This window comes from Rhizobium sp. BR 315 (assembly GCF_050577975.1).
GTDB classification, from domain to species: domain Bacteria; phylum Pseudomonadota; class Alphaproteobacteria; order Rhizobiales; family Rhizobiaceae; genus Rhizobium; species Rhizobium miluonense.
The window spans coordinates 162,016-181,072 of record NZ_JARWKZ010000001.1; the positions used below are offsets into that span (position 1 = coordinate 162,016).

Annotated in this window: 17 protein-coding genes and 1 pseudogene; 7 read left to right on the forward strand and 11 right to left on the reverse strand. The window is 57.3% G+C overall.

The window, feature by feature from the left end:
- The first annotated feature begins 584 nt into the window (after positions 1–584).
- Positions 585–1,205, forward strand: a complete 621-nt coding sequence (locus QD409_RS00825) for a GGDEF domain-containing protein (protein ID WP_245298139.1) — start codon at positions 585–587, stop codon at positions 1,203–1,205.
- Positions 1,206–1,568: 363 nt separating this feature from the next.
- Here QD409_RS00825 and QD409_RS00830 read toward each other — a convergent pair whose 3' ends face one another.
- The 4 genes from QD409_RS00830 to QD409_RS00845 all read right to left on the reverse strand — a co-directional run bounded on the left by QD409_RS00830 (position 1,569) and on the right by QD409_RS00845 (position 5,712).
- Positions 1,569–1,847, reverse strand: a complete 279-nt coding sequence (locus QD409_RS00830; protein WP_159432210.1) for a transposase — start codon at positions 1,845–1,847, stop codon at positions 1,569–1,571.
- A 7-nt stretch (positions 1,848–1,854) separates the two neighbouring features.
- The gene (locus QD409_RS00835) at positions 1,855–3,300 is read right to left on the reverse strand and encodes an HlyD family type I secretion periplasmic adaptor subunit (protein WP_092854511.1); all 1,446 of its coding nucleotides are present in this window, start codon (positions 3,298–3,300) and stop codon (positions 1,855–1,857) included.
- Positions 3,301–3,314: 14 nt separating this feature from the next.
- On the reverse strand, positions 3,315–5,030 hold the full coding sequence (locus QD409_RS00840) for a type I secretion system permease/ATPase (protein WP_092854509.1): 1,716 nt from the start codon (positions 5,028–5,030) through the stop codon (positions 3,315–3,317).
- Positions 5,031–5,136: 106 nt separating this feature from the next.
- Complete coding sequence (locus QD409_RS00845) at positions 5,137–5,712, reverse strand: PE-PGRS family protein (RefSeq protein WP_092854507.1); 576 nt, start codon at positions 5,710–5,712, stop codon at positions 5,137–5,139.
- Positions 5,713–6,307: 595 nt separating this feature from the next.
- Here QD409_RS00845 and QD409_RS00850 point away from each other — a divergent pair.
- Entirely contained in the window at positions 6,308–7,396 is a 1,089-nt protein-coding gene (locus QD409_RS00850; protein ID WP_092854505.1) for a hypothetical protein, read from the forward strand.
- A gap of 735 nt (positions 7,397–8,131) precedes the next feature.
- The gene (locus tag QD409_RS00855; RefSeq protein ID WP_092854503.1) at positions 8,132–8,911 is read left to right on the forward strand and encodes a response regulator transcription factor; all 780 of its coding nucleotides are present in this window, start codon (positions 8,132–8,134) and stop codon (positions 8,909–8,911) included.
- Positions 8,912–9,325: 414 nt separating this feature from the next.
- Here QD409_RS00855 and QD409_RS00860 read toward each other — a convergent pair.
- Positions 9,326–9,884: pseudogene (locus QD409_RS00860) on the reverse strand (recombinase family protein); the annotation flags it as partial.
- A 519-nt stretch (positions 9,885–10,403) separates the two neighbouring features.
- On the opposite strand from QD409_RS00860, the gene QD409_RS00865 reads away from it, so the two are divergent.
- Positions 10,404–10,913 carry a L,D-transpeptidase gene (locus tag QD409_RS00865; RefSeq protein ID WP_430761870.1) on the forward strand — a complete coding sequence of 170 codons (510 nt, stop codon included), beginning with the start codon at positions 10,404–10,406 and terminating at the stop codon, positions 10,911–10,913.
- 98 nt (positions 10,914–11,011) lie between these two features.
- On the opposite strand, the gene QD409_RS00870 is transcribed toward QD409_RS00865, so the two are convergent.
- On the reverse strand, positions 11,012–11,152 hold the full coding sequence (locus QD409_RS00870; protein ID WP_159432209.1) for a hypothetical protein: 141 nt from the start codon (positions 11,150–11,152) through the stop codon (positions 11,012–11,014).
- 517 nt (positions 11,153–11,669) lie between these two features.
- On the opposite strand from QD409_RS00870, the gene serA reads away from it, so the two are divergent.
- On the forward strand, positions 11,670–12,908 hold the full coding sequence (gene serA / locus QD409_RS00875; protein WP_092854499.1) for a phosphoglycerate dehydrogenase: 1,239 nt from the start codon (positions 11,670–11,672) through the stop codon (positions 12,906–12,908).
- Between the two features lie 370 nt (positions 12,909–13,278).
- Here serA and QD409_RS00880 read toward each other — a convergent pair whose 3' ends face one another.
- Both QD409_RS00880 and QD409_RS00885 read right to left on the reverse strand, forming a co-directional pair.
- On the reverse strand, positions 13,279–13,701 hold the full coding sequence (locus QD409_RS00880) for a DUF4168 domain-containing protein (RefSeq protein WP_092854497.1): 423 nt from the start codon (positions 13,699–13,701) through the stop codon (positions 13,279–13,281).
- A 484-nt stretch (positions 13,702–14,185) separates the two neighbouring features.
- Positions 14,186–14,449 (reverse strand): DUF982 domain-containing protein, encoded by a 264-nt coding sequence (locus QD409_RS00885; RefSeq protein ID WP_430761871.1) that lies wholly within the window; start codon positions 14,447–14,449, stop codon positions 14,186–14,188.
- 431 nt (positions 14,450–14,880) lie between these two features.
- Here QD409_RS00885 and QD409_RS00890 point away from each other — a divergent pair, with 431 nt between their 5' ends.
- Positions 14,881–15,057: a hypothetical protein gene (locus QD409_RS00890; protein WP_430761602.1), complete on the forward strand. Its 177-nt coding sequence runs from the start codon at positions 14,881–14,883 to the stop codon at positions 15,055–15,057.
- A gap of 70 nt (positions 15,058–15,127) precedes the next feature.
- Here QD409_RS00890 and QD409_RS00895 read toward each other — a convergent pair whose 3' ends face one another.
- The 3 genes from QD409_RS00895 to QD409_RS00905 form a co-directional block, all read right to left on the reverse strand.
- Entirely contained in the window at positions 15,128–15,265 is a 138-nt protein-coding gene (locus tag QD409_RS00895) for a hypothetical protein (protein WP_430761603.1), read from the reverse strand.
- 49 nt (positions 15,266–15,314) lie between these two features.
- Entirely contained in the window at positions 15,315–16,517 is a 1,203-nt protein-coding gene (locus QD409_RS00900; RefSeq protein ID WP_430761604.1) for a DUF3422 domain-containing protein, read from the reverse strand.
- Between the two features lie 427 nt (positions 16,518–16,944).
- Positions 16,945–17,742, reverse strand: coding sequence for an SDR family NAD(P)-dependent oxidoreductase (locus QD409_RS00905; RefSeq protein ID WP_430761605.1), 798 nt, complete (start codon positions 17,740–17,742; stop codon positions 16,945–16,947).
- 127 nt (positions 17,743–17,869) lie between these two features.
- Here QD409_RS00905 and QD409_RS00910 point away from each other — a divergent pair, with 127 nt between their 5' ends.
- The gene (locus tag QD409_RS00910; RefSeq protein WP_430761606.1) at positions 17,870–18,814 is read left to right on the forward strand and encodes a GlxA family transcriptional regulator; all 945 of its coding nucleotides are present in this window, start codon (positions 17,870–17,872) and stop codon (positions 18,812–18,814) included.
- The last annotated feature ends 243 nt before the right edge of the window (positions 18,815–19,057 follow it).

Consider the following 19,057-nt stretch of genomic DNA (forward strand, 5'->3'; position numbering starts at 1 on the left):
GCGCAGGAGCGGCTCAAGCAGCTTCAATTCTCTGCTCTTGATGGGATTAGAACCTTCGTCACCGCCTGCGAGTGACTAATCCTTTGAATCGGCAGTCCTCTGCTAAACCAATGCCGCTAGACAATCCAGCATGTAAGTAAGCATCAAGTAATGACCCCAGACACTGCAGCGAAAACAATTGCTTGTTGTGCCTATCGGCATCGTGACCCCCATGCCGATTCACGCGCTGAAGATGAAACACGCCCAGGATCGTGGATCGAGATGAAGCGCTGCGGTCCTGTCGCAAACCGGGCACCAAGCGCAAACGACGGTCCCGGATATTCGTTCGTAGACAGTTAACTCGTGAAAACAACTGTGCAAAGCAACAAATTTTACAGGATTTCTTAAGCCGGTCTTTTCGGACGCCTGTTTAGCTGACGCAGCATTAAGAACGGGTATAATCCGATATGATTCTAAAACAGCGACATCCCTCCGCCACCATTTTCAAAGCCCTGCGGAGGGCTACGCTCGGCGCGCTATGCGCCGTGGTCGGTTCCGTTGGTCTTTTACTTATATTAAACCTATTGATGCCGGATCGACCATTTTTGGCCGGATTTGTCGGTGCAGCGCTTATTTCCGCATTAGTGGCCTTTCCGCTGCTTTTTGCCTTGCAGCTCAACAACGCCGTCGTCCGCAAGATGCAGGAAAACGTCACCCAGGCGGCGCGCTACGACAGCGTGACGAAGACGCTGAACGGCACCGCCTTTGCCGCGGCCGTCGAGCACTTTATCGATCGGCGCAAGCATGCCACCACCGATGCCGGCGGCATCATCATCGCCGTCATCGTCGATACGCTCGACGACATCGGCCGCCGCTACGGGCCGCAATGGGCCGACACCGTGATGCAATCGCTTGCCTCGATCATCCAGTCCTCGGTTCGTCGTGACGATCTCGTGGCGCGGCTTGCGACCAACGAACTCGACATCTTCCTGCCTGGCGCCACGGTCGAGGACGTCCGCGACATCGGCACCCGCATCCGCACGCGCGTCTCCGAGGCCACCTTCAGCGCCGAAGGCGCGCCGCTTTCCGTCGCCATCCGCCTCGGCGGCATCTCCTTCGACGGCCCGGCCGACTTCAACCAACTCCGCCAGCTCGCCGACCAAATGGCCTTCGAGCGCGGCGACGAGAGCGACGACATCCCGATCAGCGCGCTGCCGGCCGCATGAGGCTGGCGACCCCACCGCCGCGGCAGCGGCGGCCTAGGCCCAAACGGCGAGACCCGTCCTTGATGCGGCGTCAAAGCCAGCTGGGATCTCGGTTGAACGCCGCGTCAGGCAAAGGCCCGCACTTTCTGGCAATTCGATCCACCAAACCCACGTGTCATCGACAGTCGCCCATGGTTCCGGACCGAATGTCTGGGTCATAGGTTCGGGCTGGTTCAAGAATAAGCCACGTTGTGATCGAGCTTGCTGCTTTTCCCAGCCGTATCCGTTTGCCCCACTTGGGAAGGCCCTTTCGTCCAAAAATATGATGCCGCTCTGGTGATATGCAGGGCCGGAAGGCGGCCAACAAACCTCTCTGCTTGGAGGTTAGGTTCGCCCTTTCGATGTCTTCGCCAGCATCTCGCTCAGCGTTGCCGCCGAAAGCATGGCTTCGGCCAAAAGCTTCTTGAGCTTCTGGTTTTCTTCCTCCAGTGCTCTCACCCTTTTTGTATCGAGACCGGCATTTCCGAACTGCAGCGATTGCCACCGATAGAAGGTCGGCTCGCTGATGCCGTGCTTGTGGCAAACATCTGCCACCTTCACCCCGGCTTGGTGCTCCTTCAGAATGCCCGTAATCTGGTCGTCGTCGAATTTTCTCTTGCCCATCACCGCTTCAGTCCTCACGAAATGCTCTGTTGAAGCTGTCGAGGAGTGGTCTGATAGCATAGAACGCCACGCTGCTTTCGCCCGTTTCGATCAGTGTCTGTGCGGGCATGCCCGCGACCAGTTCGACATCACTCATTTTCGCCAACCGCTCGTCCGTTACGCGGATTGTTGCGGCAAAGTAGGGCTGACCGTTCTGCGCATCGGTGAGACGGTCCGCTGATACATACTCGACCCGACCTTTCAGGAGCGGAACGCGCCGCTGATTGTATGGAAGGAGGTGAACCTGTGCCTCGAGCCCCGCACGGACGAGATTGATGTCTTCCGGTCTGACGTGGACAGATACGATAAGGCGATCGGCGCGCGGCAGAAGATCGACGAGCGGTTCGCCTGCGCCAATCACCCCACCGGCTGTGTGGATGCGCAGGTTCATGATGGTTCCATCTTCGGGAGCACGGATATCGGTCCTTGAAAGCTGGTCGTCGATCGCCCGCAAGCGCTCGCGCAGTTGCATGATCTGGCTTTCCGTGTCGCGCATGCCTTGTGCGACTTCGCTCAAGCGGTCGCTCTCAAGCTTTGCGAGGTCGGCCTGTGACTCGCTGATCACCTGGTAGGCGCGAGAGATCTGCGCCTCTACTTGACCATGCTGACCAGCAAGGTCTGCTTTTTCCCGCTGAAGGTTGAGAAGTGTGCTCTTTCTTTCCAATCCTTTGGCGTTGAGGGCCGTAACCTGATCCAGCTCTTCCTGCGAGATTGCGGCTCTGTCGGCCAGTGCTGCCTTCTGCGCGCCCAGTCCGGCGATTTCCTGTTGCACCTGCGCGATTTTTTCATTGGTGATCCCAACTTCCGCCTGCATGACCCGGCGACGGGCTTCGAAGATTTTCTGTTGCCCAGTCAGGATAGCGCTGACCGAAGGATATCTGTCCATTGCCGTCCTGAGGTCCGGCGGATAGGCGACATGGTCGGCGCCCGTCTGCTCGGCAAGCAGGCGGGCGCGGCTTCCTTCGGCGTCCCAAAGTTGCGCTTGAATGCTGTCGCGCTCCGAGCGAGACTTCGTATCGTCGAGTTCTATCACGATCTGTCCGGCCGTGACCGCATCGCCGTTTTTGACGAGTATCCGTCGCACAATTCCGCCTTCCAGATGCTGGATGGTCTTGCGGCTGGACTCCGGTTCGATGACGCCCGATGCAACCGCAGCGCTTTTCAGCGGCGCGAAAACCGACCAGATTCCCAATCCGACTATAAAGACAGAGATCAACAGGTTACCCGTCCAAATAACGCCTCTGAGCCCCGGCATGGGCGAAGGAGGGGCGGGTCCGCGCGGTTTCGACTCAGTCACCCGCGAATAGGCCGCCTGTTGCTTGGTTGTCGCTGTCGATGGTTGAGCGAACCGCTGGCCCGTTCTTGACGAATTTGAAGATCTCGCCAGCGTTGCGTCCAGTTGAACAAGGGTCATGGCAGCGTCCCTCCCTACGTTCCTGTTCGCGATGGCGGTTGAAGATAGGTTTCATAAATCCGCTCGCTGTCGCCGAAGGCAGCCACCGTCCCGTTCCGCATAATGGCAATCTTGTTGGTGACTGGCAGGATCCCCATCCGGTGAGTTATGATGACGATGGTCATCCGCCTGGATTTCATGCGCTCGATTGCCTTGAACAGCATGCGTTCGCCGTCATAATCCAGGCTCGAGTTCGGATCGTCGAGAACGACAAGAGACGGATTTCCATAGGCCGCCCGTGCCAGCCCCAGCTGTTGGCGCTGAGCTCGAAGGAGTAGGTTTCCACCTTCACCGATATCGGTCTCGTAGCCCTGCGGCAGCCGCATGATCGCTTCGTGCAATCCGACCAGCTTCGCGGCGTCGATCGCTTTGCCGGGATCCCCGCCGTCCAGCCGGCCTATCACATCCTTGATTGCGCCGCCGAAGAGTTCGATGTCCTGCGGCAGGTATCCGACGTGGCGGGTCCCCCCGCAAAGGCGCAGTGCTGAGATATCTACCCCGCCAAGAAGAGCACATCCGCTCGTTGCTTGCACAACGCCTGCCATGACGCGACCTAGTGTCGATTTTCCGGATCCCGACGGGCCGATGAGCGCTACGCAGTCGCCTGGCGCGAGGCGCAATGTGATACCCTTCAATATCTGCGTGTTGGCGAATGGCTGAATATAGCTGACGTTATCGAGAACGAGACCATCGGGTTCCGGCTGCGGCACCGTTCGGGCATCGTGTTCCGATGCAACGGCGATCAGCATTCTGTTCAAGCGATTGAAGGCGTTCCGCGCAAACGTAAAGGAGCGCCATGCACCTATTGCGCCCTCGACTGGTGCGAGCCCGCGCCCGAGCAGCAGGCTTGCAACGAAGATGATTCCGGGACTGCTGTTGCTCGCGAGCACTAGCCATGTAGCGGATCCCATCATGAGGATCTGCGCGAGTGTGCGGATCGATTTGGAGAAACCAAGAATGATCTCCGTCCGGTGCATCGCGATGTCCTGCGCCCTCCTTGCCATTTCCGCATCGCGATAGACGACCAGCGCTGCGCCATACTGCATGCCCATTGCCCGGATCACCTCGATGTTTTTGAGGGCGCTCGCAAATCGCAGATAGCTCCTCGAAAGGGCAAGATTGGCGCGGGTAAGTGGCTCTTGTGTCGCCAGTTCCGTCAGGAATGCAAACAGCAGAAGTGCAACTGCGCTCAAAAGACCGATGGTCCCAAGCAGCGGATGAACAAGAAAGAGCAGGAGCAGGAATACCGGCGCCCAGGGAACGTCGAAAAAAAGCGAGCTGGCCGGTGAATCGAGGAACTGGCGTAAGGTGGCCAGGTCCCTGTAGCACTCCGTGGCGGCTCCTGCATCGGCGCGAGCGGCATATTCGAATGATGCGGTAAGCACCATGGGGCGTAGCCTGTGATCCAGCCAGCTGCCGATGCGCGAAAGAGCCGCCCTGCGCACGATATCCAGCGTGGACCCGACCACCACGGCGATGGCGATGATTATCGTCAGCATCAGGAGCGTGTCAGCGCTTCGGCTCGACAGGACCCTGTCATAGATCTGCAGGAGATAGACGGAAGGCGCTAGAAGAAAGAGATTGTAGCCGCAGCTATAGAGGAAAACCAACCCGAAAGCTCCGGCACAAGCCCGGAGCGCAACAACGAGCTGTGTCTGTGGGCGCGATGGCTTTATAGAAAGCGTTGTCATTATCAGATCTCGCTGCACTTGATACTGATAAGAAGAGGCTGCTGGCTCGTTCCGCACCCTATGAGGAGGGTCGCCAGCCGAAACCGGCGACCCTCAGCGCCTGAGTTCATGAGCCAAGATGGCTGAGGTCGATATGGCCGCCGAAGTCATTTGTGAAATGATCGAGAGCATTGTTCACCGTCGTCGTTTCGGGATCCGTGTGAATCAATGCTGACGAGATATCACCACCCCGAGCTATGTTCCCGTTGCCGCCGTTGCCGCCGACACCTGCGAGGATGGTGGCATGCTGATCAGCCAAAAGCTGCGTATATTGTGTCGCGGTCGTATCCGCACCCACCGCAGCCGTGTCGCCGCCGCTCGTGTTTCCTTGACTGCCGTCGGAGTGAGCATCTCCCCCCGCGCCGCCGGCGCCGGTGTTCGTGACCGCCGCAAGGAAGCCATTCTGGGCCTGAGCAAAGCCACCGCTTCCGCCACCGGCACTCCAATCTGCCGCCTGCCCAACATGATCGCCGTTGTGCAGATCGGTAGACGCTCCTTCGACCGATTGCACATTAGCGACATATGCAACCGGGTTGTAGTCAATGTTCCCATGGTTATAGCCGCCAGCGCCGTTGCCGGCACTCGCGTCGCCTGCGTGTGGGTCGTTGAGTTGAATCGTGTCAGACAACTGTGGAATAGGCATCGATATCCCTCCTTCTACTTCGTTTCGTCGGTGTTCCTTCTACGGCGTGGGTATCCAGCATCTCACCGCCAGCAAATACAACCGCGGGTGAATATTACTCGCGGTTAAATCTGCGAGCTATCTAGATATTCGGCGACGATCCTTCGGGCGTATACTTGGAGTCGACAAAACGTTATTTTGGCTTGGTGCCGAGTGATTTGGCGCTGGGTGGCATGGCCAGGATCATGTCTGCGATCTGGTCGAAGAGACGCCGCTTTTTGAAGCAACGGCCGCCCGAGTGAACCGGCTATTTTCCGGGGTTCTGATCAGGCTGGGCCTGGCGAAGGAGATCCTGTTCGCGGCTGGAAAATCATTATGTTCCGTCGCGAGAAAAGGAGGGGCACGATGTCGGACCTCCAATCCAACGGCGGATTTAGTGCCGTCAAACGCGCGCTGCGGCCATGACAGCCAAATGGCTACATTACTAGCCGACGGGATGTAGACGAATTGCAGGCTCTGCTTTTCTTACGTTCAGATGCACAATGTCCGAAAAATTCAGGCTGCATACGCTGCACGCTCGGTGAGACGTGCGGTTGACCGCGGAATGGAGACGGTAATGACGGAAATTCGGCCCTTATCGGAAGACTTGCCCAAAACGGGCACCGATCAAAACCTCGCCTCCAATTTGGCCGCGGGGCATCTGGCATTGGTGCCGACTTGGCTTCCATTGGATGTCGCTTCTGGTCCGGGCTATAATTCAGCCGGCAGCGGTGGTGACGGGATAAGCGAAGGCGTGATCGACAGCAACGCATTGGCCGTCTTCGTGCCGTCGAACGCCGCTATTGCGGGACCTCATTCGGGTGCCGACGCCTTCCAGGGCAACGACGCGCTCATCAATCAGCATCCCACCGAAATGGCTGGGATCGGCGGGAATGGCGGAAGCGGCAATGTTGCCATCGGTGGCGGCGGTGAGGGCAATCACGCCGGCACAGGGGGCAATGGCCTCTTCTACGGTGGGCTCGTAAGCTCCGATGTCGCGGTGTTTGCCCCCGTGAATAGTGCTGTGGCGGTAGGCCCTGGCGCGGTGGCTCATTCTGACCAATCGAACAATGCAGTGTTTCTGCAGGGCGCAACCCAGATTGGCGGCATCGGCGGGTCGGGCGGAGACCATAACGTCGTGAGCCATGACCCGTCGATGAGCCCAGGAACTGCACTTACATTTACTGGCGACAATTATGCAGGCCATGGCGGAGATGGAGTTTTCGTCGGCAGTATGGTCGACGTGAATGTGGCCATCTTCTCACCGATCAACATCGCCGTGGGCGCCGCAGGCGGCTCGGCGGAGGCTCATCAGACAAACAATGCAATTTTCGATCAGGGCAGCATGCAGATCGCAGGCATCGGCGGCAACGGCGGTGGCTTCAACATGTCATCAGAGACGATTTTTACCGGCAATCATGAGGGTGGCGGCGGCGGGATTGGAGCGTCAACCGGCAGCATAGTAGACGTCAATCTCGCCTATTTCCATCCCATCAACATTGCCGTTCCCGCCGGTGGGACGGCGGACGCCCAGCAGATCGATCATGTTCTTTATGATCAGCATGCGCTTCAGTTGGCCGGCATCGGGGGCCACGGCGGAGGCGGCAACCTCACGGACGCCCATTCGGCTCTCGTAGACGACATTCTGAGCTTCATGCACACCTAGCCGACAGCCTCCCCACTTGCATTGCGGAGGCTCAACTGCACGAAACCGTTCTTCGTGCCATTTTCCAAACCATATGTTGGATCGTTTCCTTCGCCCGGCTTTCGTCTCCTGGGCCGATGTGGCGCGGACGACTCGCTACCAGAGATACCGAAGATTCCACCATGACCTTCTCCACGTTGTGATAGATTTCGAGCGCCATAGGCCGTTACGTCTGCTTGGCATCTGTTGGTGCCTGCACAGTATTGCCTGAGTAAAGCTGATGACAGTCGATGCCAATGCGTCGTTATATACGATTTTTCAGTAACTATAACGGGAAATCAGCGATATTGTGTTTTTTTGCTTTTTTGTACTGGTTGTTTTGCTATCCGGATCTGCAAATGCCTTGAATTGAGATATGGAATTAAAGCCGCGTTGATCGGCAGCTCGTTATATCCAACGGCTCTTTCCTGAATGGATCTGTAACAGATCGGTTACCTTTTCAGCGTCTTTGAAAGCTTTGTTGACCCGATTCTTGCAGATGAATCAGGCGAAAGATCGAAAGCCTGCCGCGACAAGTCTATTCCGCAGGTCCTCATAAATAAGCCTTCTAACGTGCTATTAACGTGCCCTGCCGGCTTAGATTATCTCTCGTTTGTATCTTATAGTCCGCAAGAATTATCATGAGAGATCTGACTATTGATTGTGAGAATACACCCGGACTTTTTTGTCATGACATGAAGCGAGAACGAGAATAATATGAGTTACTGTTGGGTTGCAAATATTCGGGGGAACACGCAGGTGTCCAACAGTGCTAAATCTAAGCGCCATATGGGGCGCAATGCACCAACTGTTATTGTTATTCAACATTCTACGCTGGCGCGAACGACCGTGGTGAAGCTTCTTGAGGGTGAACTCGCCGGTTGGAATTTTATCGATATGATCTCAACTGAGAGTCTCGACAAAGCTCTTGGGGTTGAGGTGCGTTTGATTGCACTAGATCTGGCCGGCAGAGATGTTGAGAGTACCAGCCTGCGTGATGATCTCGCAGCAATTACTGCACGTTTTCCTGATGCTCCTATCACGTTGCTCTCAGGTACGGATGACGTCAACATAGCCCGTCAGGCGCTCAAGATAGGCATCCGCGGCTTTTTCTCGACTTCACTTCCCATTGACATTGCCCTTGCCGGTCTTCGTCTCGTTCTGGCAGGAGGAACATTCTGCCCGCAGCTATTGGGAGCTGTTACAAACGGCTCAAACGAGCATATTCCGGCCAGAAATGAGGCCGAAAAAAGCTTGGATGATAAGACGCAGTACCTGGCGATTGCCGATTTCACTCCCCGCGAGACGGATGTCCTCGCAGAGTTGCAATGCGGCTGCTCAAATAAGGTAATTGCAGGAAAACTCAATTTGTCGGGGCATACTGTGAAGATGCATTTGCAACACATAATGCGTAAGTTGCAGGCGCAGAACCGCACTGAAGTGGTTGCCCGCTTGGTTCAAAGAGCCGCCGGCGCGCATGACGCCTCGCCGAGTTAGGCGGTCTGGCCAGAACCGGAGAGCTGTCGCGACGTTTTAGTTGGGTTTCGGAGCACGGTTTGACCCCACCATAGGCGCCGAAGATTGCTCCCTGTCTCGTACCGTTGCCAATTGACGAGGATTGCACGCCCGTGCTGTCCTCTTGTCGAGGCCGAAGGCTGGGCTCTTCAAAGAGCAGGCTATCGTCGTGCGAAAGGAATACGGCTTCGTAGATGAGCTATTGAAGGTCTCGACGTGCAAGGCCCAGCGGCTATCGAGCCAAGGCAACCAGCTATCCAACGAACGGGGACGCGTTCGGAACACATCTGGTCGCTGGCCGATGGCAGACAGCACGTTATTCTGCTGGACGGCACGTCGCCGGACCACCCGCAACGGCGTATCCTTACTAACCGGCATCATGGCAATGCCGCGTAGCGACAGAGCCGGATCGGCGATGGTGATCGCAGTGAAAAGCTTCATCAAATGATCCTCCGGAGCGCGCCGAGGAGAACGAGCCAGCAGTTCGGGTTCTGCGAGCTTCTCACGGGCCACGCGGTGAACCGCTCGTCGCAGTCGCTCGACCGATCACTCATGACCGCGACGATTGAGGATGCGCGCGGCATTGTCTCAACTATGCTGGGGCGGAGTTGCCGTACCGTCGGCAAGTCTGCGCTGTCGAGGTTTCGACCGGATCGCGCGGTGAGCGGAGAGGTACACCTTGCTTCTCGAGGTCTTCGATGACATCGAGCAAATGGCTAACCGATTGGGCCGGGTGATCCAGGCGAACAATGACGAGCACATCGCCAGCGCTAAGATCCATTAGCAATTTCGTCAGCACTGGTCGTGCGCGGGACGCACCGGATCCGTGCTCCCGATGAATGCGATGGCAGCCTGCGGCGCGCAACTCATCGACCTGGATGCCGTTCAGCTGATCGTCGGTCGAAACCCGGGCGTATCCGATCAGTCTTTGCTGCCGGGGGGCTGACGGTTGCAACTTTCGGCATCAGATTTCGGCTCGATTTAGCGAGGTTTGTACGAACCATGAATGCGTGAGAAAAGGAAGGTTTGCTTACGCATCTCGCATCTGTACAAGGGCCTCTCAAAAACAGGTTGGAAAATCAAGACTTTCGACCGCCGCTGCCACAATTACGCCTGCGTTTCGCGGATTGTCGGTGGCACGCATCCCCCGTCGACGCGGGGGCGCAATCCGGTGCGTTCTTCGGGAAATATGGTTTGTGACATGAAGACTATAAGATTGGTCCTTTTGCCTGCTCTGGCTGTGCTGATGACAAGCGTCGCCGTGCATGCTCAGGAGTGGAGGTATTTGCCGGATTATGGCGACGACCCGGACAGTGGCTATGCTACTCAGCGTTATTGGCGGGAGGCGCCGCCGCGCTATCGCGATGATCGGCGTTTCGACGATGGCTATTATCATCAGGGTGACCCCTATGGCTATTATGACGACGAAGACGGCGATTTCCCGTCCCGCCGGCGTCCACAGCGGCAGGCTTCGATCGATTCGGGCGCGATCTCTCCGCAATTCAATCCCGGCGTCAAAGATGATAGACGTGCCAGCCTGGCGCGGTCGCCGATCCCGCGTACGGTTGTGCCCCTCTCGGGCTACGAACCTGGCACGATCGTGATCTCCACCAAGGAGAAGCGCCTCTATCTCGTGCTCAACGACGGAACTGCCCTCAAATATGGCATCGGTGTCGGCAAGCAGGGCTTCGCCTGGAAGGGCACGCAGACGATCAGCCGCAAGGCGGAGTGGCCGGATTGGACGCCGCCCAGGGAAATGATCGCTCGCCGACCGGAATTACCCGACCATATGGACGGCGGCCTCAATAATCCCCTCGGCGCCAGAGCGCTCTATCTCGGCTCCACCCTCTACCGCATCCATGGCACCAATGAGCCCAACTCGATCGGCAAGGCCGTATCTTCTGGCTGCATCCGCATGGCGAATCCGGATGTGATGGATCTCTATGGCAGGGTCGGCGTGGGAACAAAAGTCGTCGTGCTCTGATTGCACTCCAGTACTGCAGGGACCTGCCAAGATCTGATTACATGCCGCTTTTCTCTTTGAATGGGTGAGGACACGAGCTGTTCCAATCCTGGCCTCAGTCAGACCGCACGCACGGATCCCTTGGGGAACACCCGCCCTTGCGGCGTTCCCGCCATCAAAGTCCGCTGACGTGCTTCCACGCTCGCGCCAGATCGTTGCCCATCCAGCAACTGAGGAAGAGCGACAAGCGTATTCGCCATCCCTCTCTCCGTTTGGGCGATGATGGTCCTCTGGCGCAAGACTACGTTCCGACCTGGATCGGCTTTCCGGCAAAGAGTTGTTCGATGCTCGGCTTCCTGCAAAACGTCATTGAGCTGATACCGATCAGCGGCGATCTGGCGGATAAAGATCCTCACAGGACCAATCGTCCGGCTCCGACGCGCTGTCACGCTTCAGGAGACTGGAGATAGCAAATTCCCGATCGTAAACTCTGCCGCTTGCGCCGACTTCCCAAAAATCGCCTGCCCTCGTATGGAGCAGGTCATCACTTGGTGCCGAACTCGCGGCGATGAAAGATCAGTTCTCTCGCTCGAAGTTCGGCCAAGGTTCGGCCGAGATCCGATACGAGCATGGCCGTCGTCCTTTGCCGCTGAGTATGGCTGAGTTTTTTCTTGCGCTGTCGATTGGATGGTCGCTAAGTCATGTTGACTCAGCTGTGAGCTTTGCGGCCGACAAGCGACCTTGGCCCAATCGAATTTCAGAATCGAAGGCAATTCAATGACCCGACAACTTTCTCTTCCGCGCGATCGGATTTCCGTACTTCTGTTGGAAGGCATCAGTCAGAGCGCCGTGGACTACTTTTCGTCATCCGGCTACGTCAATCTCACTCATTTACCGAAGGCTCTGGATGACAAGGATCTCAAGAGTCATATAGCCGACGCACATATTATCGGAATTCGTTCACGCACGAATCTGACGGAGGAAATTTTCAGTTCCGCCAAAAAGCTCATTGCCGTCGGTTGTTTTTCTGTGGGGACAAATCAGGTCGATCTGGATGCGGCCCGCCGACGCGGGATCCCCGTATTCAACGCTCCTTATTCGAATACGCGCTCGGTCGCAGAGCTCGTGATCGGTGAGATCATAATGCTGACCAGGCGGATTTTCCCGCGCTCGGCTTCGGCTCATGAAGGCGGATGGGACAAATCCGCCGAAGGTAGCCGCGAGATGCGCGGGAAAACGCTGGGCATCGTGGGCTACGGCAACATCGGTTCGCAGCTGAGCGTTCTTGCGGAAAGCATGGGCATGAACGTTCGCTATTTTGACCCTTCAGACAAGCTTCGCCACGGCAATTCGGAATCGATGGCAACGCTCGGCGAGCTTCTCGAAATCTCAGATTATGTGACGATGCATGTTCCGGAAACCAGTTCGACGCAAAACATGATAACTGAGGCCGAACTGCGCAGGATGAAAAAGGGAGCCATTTTCATCAATAATTCCCGCGGGACTGTGGTCGATCTTGAAGCGCTTGCGAAGGTTTTGAAAGAAGGACATCTCGCGGGCGCGGCTGTGGACGTGTTCCCGAAGGAGCCGGCGTCCAACAAGGAGCGTTTCGAAACGCCGCTGCAAGGCTTGGATAATGTCATCCTCACCCCGCATATTGGCGGGTCGACCGAAGAAGCCCAGGAACGCATTGGAAGGGAAGTCTCCAGGAAGCTTGTCGAGTATTCCGACGTCGGCTCGACGCTGGGCGCGGTCAACTTCCCCCAGGTTCAACTGCCGCCACGTCCAAACGGCACCCGTTTCATCCATGTTCATGAAAATCGCCCCGGCATTCTAAACAATCTGAATGCGATTTTCTCCTCCCGCGGACTAAATATCGTCGGTGAGTTTCTGCAGACCTACGGTGAAATGGGTTATGTGGTCATTGAAGCCGAGGGCGTTGGCCAGACAGCGGATGACATACTTGACGCGCTTCGCCAGATTCCGGGGACGATACGAACTCGATTGCTTTACTGACGCCGGTGGGAAATTGGCATTCTCCAGGTGTTTCTCACCATGGTTTCATCGCCATTAGCCGCCAAGTCAGATTTGGATTCCATGCAATGGGGGCGAGTCTCGTCAGCTAGGAAGAGCCAATGATGCGGAAGGACGATGACATTAGCTCTGGCCACCCGGGAAAGACGACCCGATAGAGCCGGGGCAAATCCAATCACAGCGCCCGAGACCGTCATGCCGAAGAACTCGGTGCGCTTGAGGCTATCCCGCCGTTCGACCGACATGACCGACCGCGGCCATCGTGGTGAAGCAACCCTAATCGAGGCCACGCCAAGATTAAGGCACTCGGCGCGGCTGTAGGTATCACTGTGCCTGGTGATCGCAGCGTTGCTTACTGCTGCGCAGGTGCGGATTTCTGAAGCTTGTCCTGAACCTTCTTAACAAGCGCCGGATCCTTCTTGGCGGCCGTTAGAATTGCATTGTATTCGCCTACCGACATGCCCGGAGAGGTTTGAACAGCCTGTACCATCTGTTTGCTCGCCTCGGTTTGCAGCTGTTGCTTCGCGGTCGCATCCGACGCTGCTTCAATCTTGGCCGAGTATTCCTGCCTGATCTTGTCCACCTGAAGATATGCGACGGCGAAAGCCTCGATCTTTTGATCGCTGACGGTAGCAGCCGTACCGCTACTATCTGGTTGTCCTTGGGTGGATTGCTTGTCTTGCGTCGCCTGCTGCGCGGACGCAGGATTGCTGAGAAGCATCAGGCTCAAAGCAGCAGCGGTCAACGATGCGGCAGAGACATAACGAGTGATCATCTTGATTCCTCTTTGGTAGTGCGGGGGGAACACCTCTTTGATGGCGCAGAGCGAAGGGCGGCATATCCTATTGATTTTGCCGTAGGCTAGGGTTGAAGAACGATCCGGCGACAATGCGGCCGTCAAACGTTTTCTGTGGGGCAATAGCACGGCGATCTGCTGGCCGCAGAGCGGCGGCTTTGTGACTGTCACCAGTTGGCCCCAACGCTTTTTTCCTATCGTCGTAAAATCCCGCCGCATACGACGGCAGGGTTCGACGACAACGACGGGCATTCGATGGACCAGGTCGTGCGATTGCCGCCTCAAGGCGAAGCCAGAAGGAGGGTGAGTTTCGCGGAGCCTGTGTCTGCTGAGGGATGTTCACAAACACCCGGATTCCCGGAAATCGATTGTTCACACAAAATAACCAAATGAAGTGAGCTTCGAGCCGGGATCCGATTGCAATCTCAAAATGCCGCTTTCGGTTATTCCAGGGCGGCAAATCTCAGCTGAAATAACCGAGCTTCATCAGGATGCCGGCTTCGTATGCAGCCACAATGAAAGCATCTTTCGCAAGCTCAGGATTGGACTTGCCCTCGATGGCGGCGCGACAAATCACCAACGCATCCTCATAAGCCTCAACGTGTTCAACGGGCCAATATGTCAACAAATAATCCAGTGCTTCCAAACTGCTCTTGACCGTCCGAAACGCGCCGAACGGATGTAGCTGAAAACTGACAGGCCCGTGCCATATTCCACATGTTAACATGATAGACCTCTGGCGTTGAAACAGGATCAACAGGATCTTTGTTCCTGCACGAGACTGCGTGATGGGCTTTTCCGATCCTCCAAACGACGGAATGTGCTAGTGATAGTCGAGATCCTATCCACCGCCTTGTAGAGAAATATCGGCCTGAGAGCCGGCCAATCCGCTGCGTTCGAGATTGGAAACCGGCAAGCGAGACTTGCGGTAGGGCAATACACACTGGCGGGCGGCCCGCGTGGCTGTCCACCGAATAGTACCTCATCTCCAGCAGCGGCAACTCACGCGTAGCGATCGCAGCAATGGCATGATCGGAATAACATGGCACGGTTTCGAGCCGAGCATCCTGGCGCCGCCGCCGATGCGAGTGCTGCTGACGTAGACGTGTGTGATATGCGCTGTATCATTACCCTCGCGAATCGCCGCCTGGAGGATATATGGCTAAGCAGACAAGGCCGTTCATCGTCGAAATCAAGCCGTCCCGGAAGCTGAAACCCGTTGACGGCAAGACGTCAATATGGGGGAAGGTCGATCTGCGGATCGAGGAGGAGCTGCCAGCCGTTTCGCCGATTGCCGAGAAGCCGGCCACCCTTGCCGAGGATGGCCGATCCTGATCGGAGGATCACGGTCACATCGCGCAAACTGCATCAGCTGAATGCACTTGCCCGGAACCTTTTGACGGGTTCAGACCGTCACCACGATCTTCGTGAACTGTTCGTTCGCTTCCAGATAGCGGTGCGCCCCGACGATCTGATCGAGCGGAAAGCTGCGCGCGATCAGGGCTCCAGGGCGCCATTCACGACGCCGGCGAGGTGATGCCAATCTTAGTCGTACACCATCAGAATGAGCTTAAGCTTCAAATGAAACCAGGTTAGGCGTGCGCCGAAAGCGCATGTTTCACACGCAGGATGGAGATTGCGACAGCCCCGATGACGAGCGGGATCGACACCAGCATGACCAACGGGCTGATGTGGTAGCCCGCGTGATCGGCGGCCTCGAAGGCGACTTTGAGCAGGCTCAACAGATAGTAGCTGATGGCGATGATGGAGAAGCCTTCCACTGCCCTTTGGATCTTGACCTGTGTTGCGGCCCGATCGGCCATCGCCTGAATCTCGATAGCATTCTGATGTTCGATCTCGACCTGGATGCGCGTCTGCAGGAGATCGAGCAAGTGCATGGCGGCATGAGAAAGTTGGTCGAGGCGCAACGCGGTCGCCTCGCAGGTCCGAACGGCAGGCCTGAACCGTCTCGCAACGAAAACGCCAAACCGCTGAAAGCCGGGCACATGGGATTCGCGAAGCTCACCGATGCGCTCCTCCACGATTTTCGCGTAGGCGGCGGTAGCCCCGAAACGATTTCGCGTTTCGGCCGCCGCCGAAATGATCCGGGCGGATAGGCCCGAAATTTCTTCGAGCAGTTTCTTATGTTCGGTGGTTGGGGTCGTCTGATTTCGGTTTGTCAGCTCGAGAAGGTTTTTGTCGTAGTTGCCGAGCAAAGGGGCCAGGCGACGGGCTTCCGGAAGACCGAGCAGGGCCATGGATCGATAGGTTTCAATTTCATAGACCCGTCGAACCATTCGACCCAGACGGTAGGCGTTCAGGTCCCTGTTGAAGAGAAGGATGCGGCTCGTGTGGTCGTCCTGGACGCGGAAGTCCGAGCATACCTGCGCCGCTCCCCCGCCGATCGAAGACGCTGCGGTATCGCGAAATCCGAACTTTGAAAGCGTTGGACCAAGCTCCTCCGGTGCGTTTCCGAGCACGAGAATACCAACCCGGGATATGAGCCGCGGCGCGTCCATATCCACGAGAGCCGCTATCTCAGGCAGCGAAAAGCTCGATACCGGCCATTCGTCGGCTTCTGCATTGAATTGAGTCACGCGCGTGATGGTAACGAATTCCGTGTGGTGTTCCACCTGGGTTCGTGGATCCTCGCTATCGCCGCCGTCAGTTAAATATCGGCTGCCATGCAAGGCGGGAAGCGCAGAGGGCATGAGTGCTATGTGCTCTACATAGGCCGGACCGGTGAAGTAAATGGACGGCCGAGCATGGAGCTCGGCATTGAAATCCGCCGTCATGAATCCACCCTGCGAGGTCCAAATCCCTGCAATGTCTGTGACCAACAGACAATATGCGTGCGCAAACCTCAAATCAGGCCGGCTCCGCGGCGTCAATACAATCGCCGCGACCCTAATCGATTTTACTTTGATCGCGACAAAACAGCGCTGCAAATAGGGTTGGAGAAGCGAACCCAAGTACATCATGCCTGTCTTGGACAGTGGGGGCAGGCTTCTTCGTGCAAAGGCGCAACGAACACTCTTCGCTGACGTTTTCCAGCACACCCTTCTGTAAGAGCGCGCTGGGACCGCAGAACCAGCTCGTGCGCGATGCCATCCTCCAAAACCCTGAGCCCAGCAAACTCCGTGCCACGGCCGAATGTCATCGAGCCGTGGCAGCGGTGATATCAGGCTAACCAGCGGACGATGCCGTCTTTATTGGCTGCCCTCACGAGACCTTGTAGCGCAGCGCTGGCGTCGAACGCGACAGGTTCGGCATCAAAGCCTGGCGTGCCTGCTCGTAATTTGCAAGCAATCGCGCATCTTCAAGGGCCGGGATCGTCGCGAATTCGCCTTCGGCAAGGCCTGCAAGCGAAGCGTCGACCATGTTTTCCGCCGACATGACGATCTCGCCTGGGAGGTGCTCGACAGGCGTGCCGGCAATGCCCCAGAATTCGGTGGCCGTCGCGCCCGGCAGCACGACCTGGACGCGAACGTTCTTATCGGCAAGCTCATGCTTCAGCGACTGGCTGAAGGCGAGTACGAAGGCTTTCGTTCCGCCATAGACGCCGTTCAGAATTTCGGGCGCGATCGCGACGACCGAGGCAATATTGATGACGGTGCCGCCGCCACGGGCAACGAGACCAGGCACAGCGGCATAGGTCAGCCGCATCACCGCCGCCACATTGAGATCGACCATCTCCTGCATCTTGTCGGCGTCGGATTGGAGCAGCGGCGCCGTGCCGCCGAAGCCGGCATTATTGACAAGCATGGTGATGCTCTGATCTTCCTTCAGCACCTTCTCGACCTTGGCAAGATCGTCTTTCCGGCCAAGATCGGCGGACAGGGTCTCGACGGTGCGGCCGGTCTCATCGGTCAGCCGGCTTGCCAGCGCCTTCAATCGCTCGCCATTGCGGGCGACGAGAATGAGGTTATAGCCCTGCTTTGCCAGCCGATGCGCATAGATCGCACCGATGCCCGAGGATGCCCCCGTCACCATCGCCGCACCCTTATGTTCCTGTGCCATGATCATTTCTCCGTTTTGCGCGCCGGCCCTATGCCTTGCGCTTGAGGAGAGTTTTACACCCGCTTGCCGATGTCATGAATGTCGAATATACCACCTTTTAGGACATCTTCTTTTAGGACATGACGCCATGCAGCAAATTGCTTTCCTGCTCTTTCCCGGCTTCCAGATCATGAGCCTCGCTGCCGTTTCGGCCTTTGAATTCGCCAATCTCGAACTCGACGAGAAAGCCTACGACATTCATTTCCTCTCGGAGACCGGTGGCCCGATCGCCAATTCGCTCGGTATGATCATCGATACGGAAGCCTTAAGCGATCCCTGTTTCGACACGCTGATCGTTGCCGGGGCGCCCCACATCAAGCTGCCCACCAAGGCCGAGGCGGATTTCATCCGCGCGGCCCTTCCCGCAACGCGCCGTCTCGCCTCCATCTGCACGGGCGCCTTTTTTCTCGCCGAAGCCGGCATTCTCGACGGCCGCCGCGCCACGACGCACTGGTATCTCGCCCGCGAACTCAGGAACCGTTATCCGCGGATCAGGACGGAAGAGGATCGCATTTACATCATCGACGGTTCGGTCTGGACTTCGGCCGGCATGACGGCCGGCGTCGATCTGGCGCTGGCAATGGTCGAGAAGGATCACGGGCTGGAGATCGCCCGAGCCGTTGCCCGCAAGCTCGTCGTCTATCATCGCCGCGCCGGTGGTCAGTCGCAGTTTTCCACGCTTCTGGAGCTGGAGCCGAAATCCGACCGCATCCAGAAGGCGCTGGCGCATGCGCGCAGCAATCTGACGTCCACGCTGTCGGTGGAAGAATTGGCGGAGGCCGCCCATCTCAGCCCACGCCAGTTCAGCCGGACGTTCCGCGCCGAAACAGGCCAGTCGCCGGCCAAAGCCGTTGAAAACCTGCGGCTGGAAGCGGCCCGCCTGATGATGGAACAGGGCCGCCACCCGATCGATGTCGTCGCTCGCGAAACCGGCTTTGCCGATCGCGAACGCATGCGCCGCGCCTTCCTGCGTGCCTTCGGCCAGCCGCCACAGGCAATCCGCCGTTCCGCGCAGCTGGGATTGCAGGCATGATGTGTCGTCGTTGACAAGGCCCGCTCCACCGATCGCGTAGGGCGGCATCCATGTCGGGAGGACAACCCAAGGTGATCGAGCCGAAATTCACTCGTCCATAGTTCGGATCGTCAACCATGCCGGGACGGATATCAAAGATATCCCAACATTCCAGTGTAACGGCGCGCTACTTTCTGCTAAGTCACAGAGTGGCAAGTGCTTTTCGCGCCGGGTACCAGGGGGTTGCTGCACTTACACCAAACA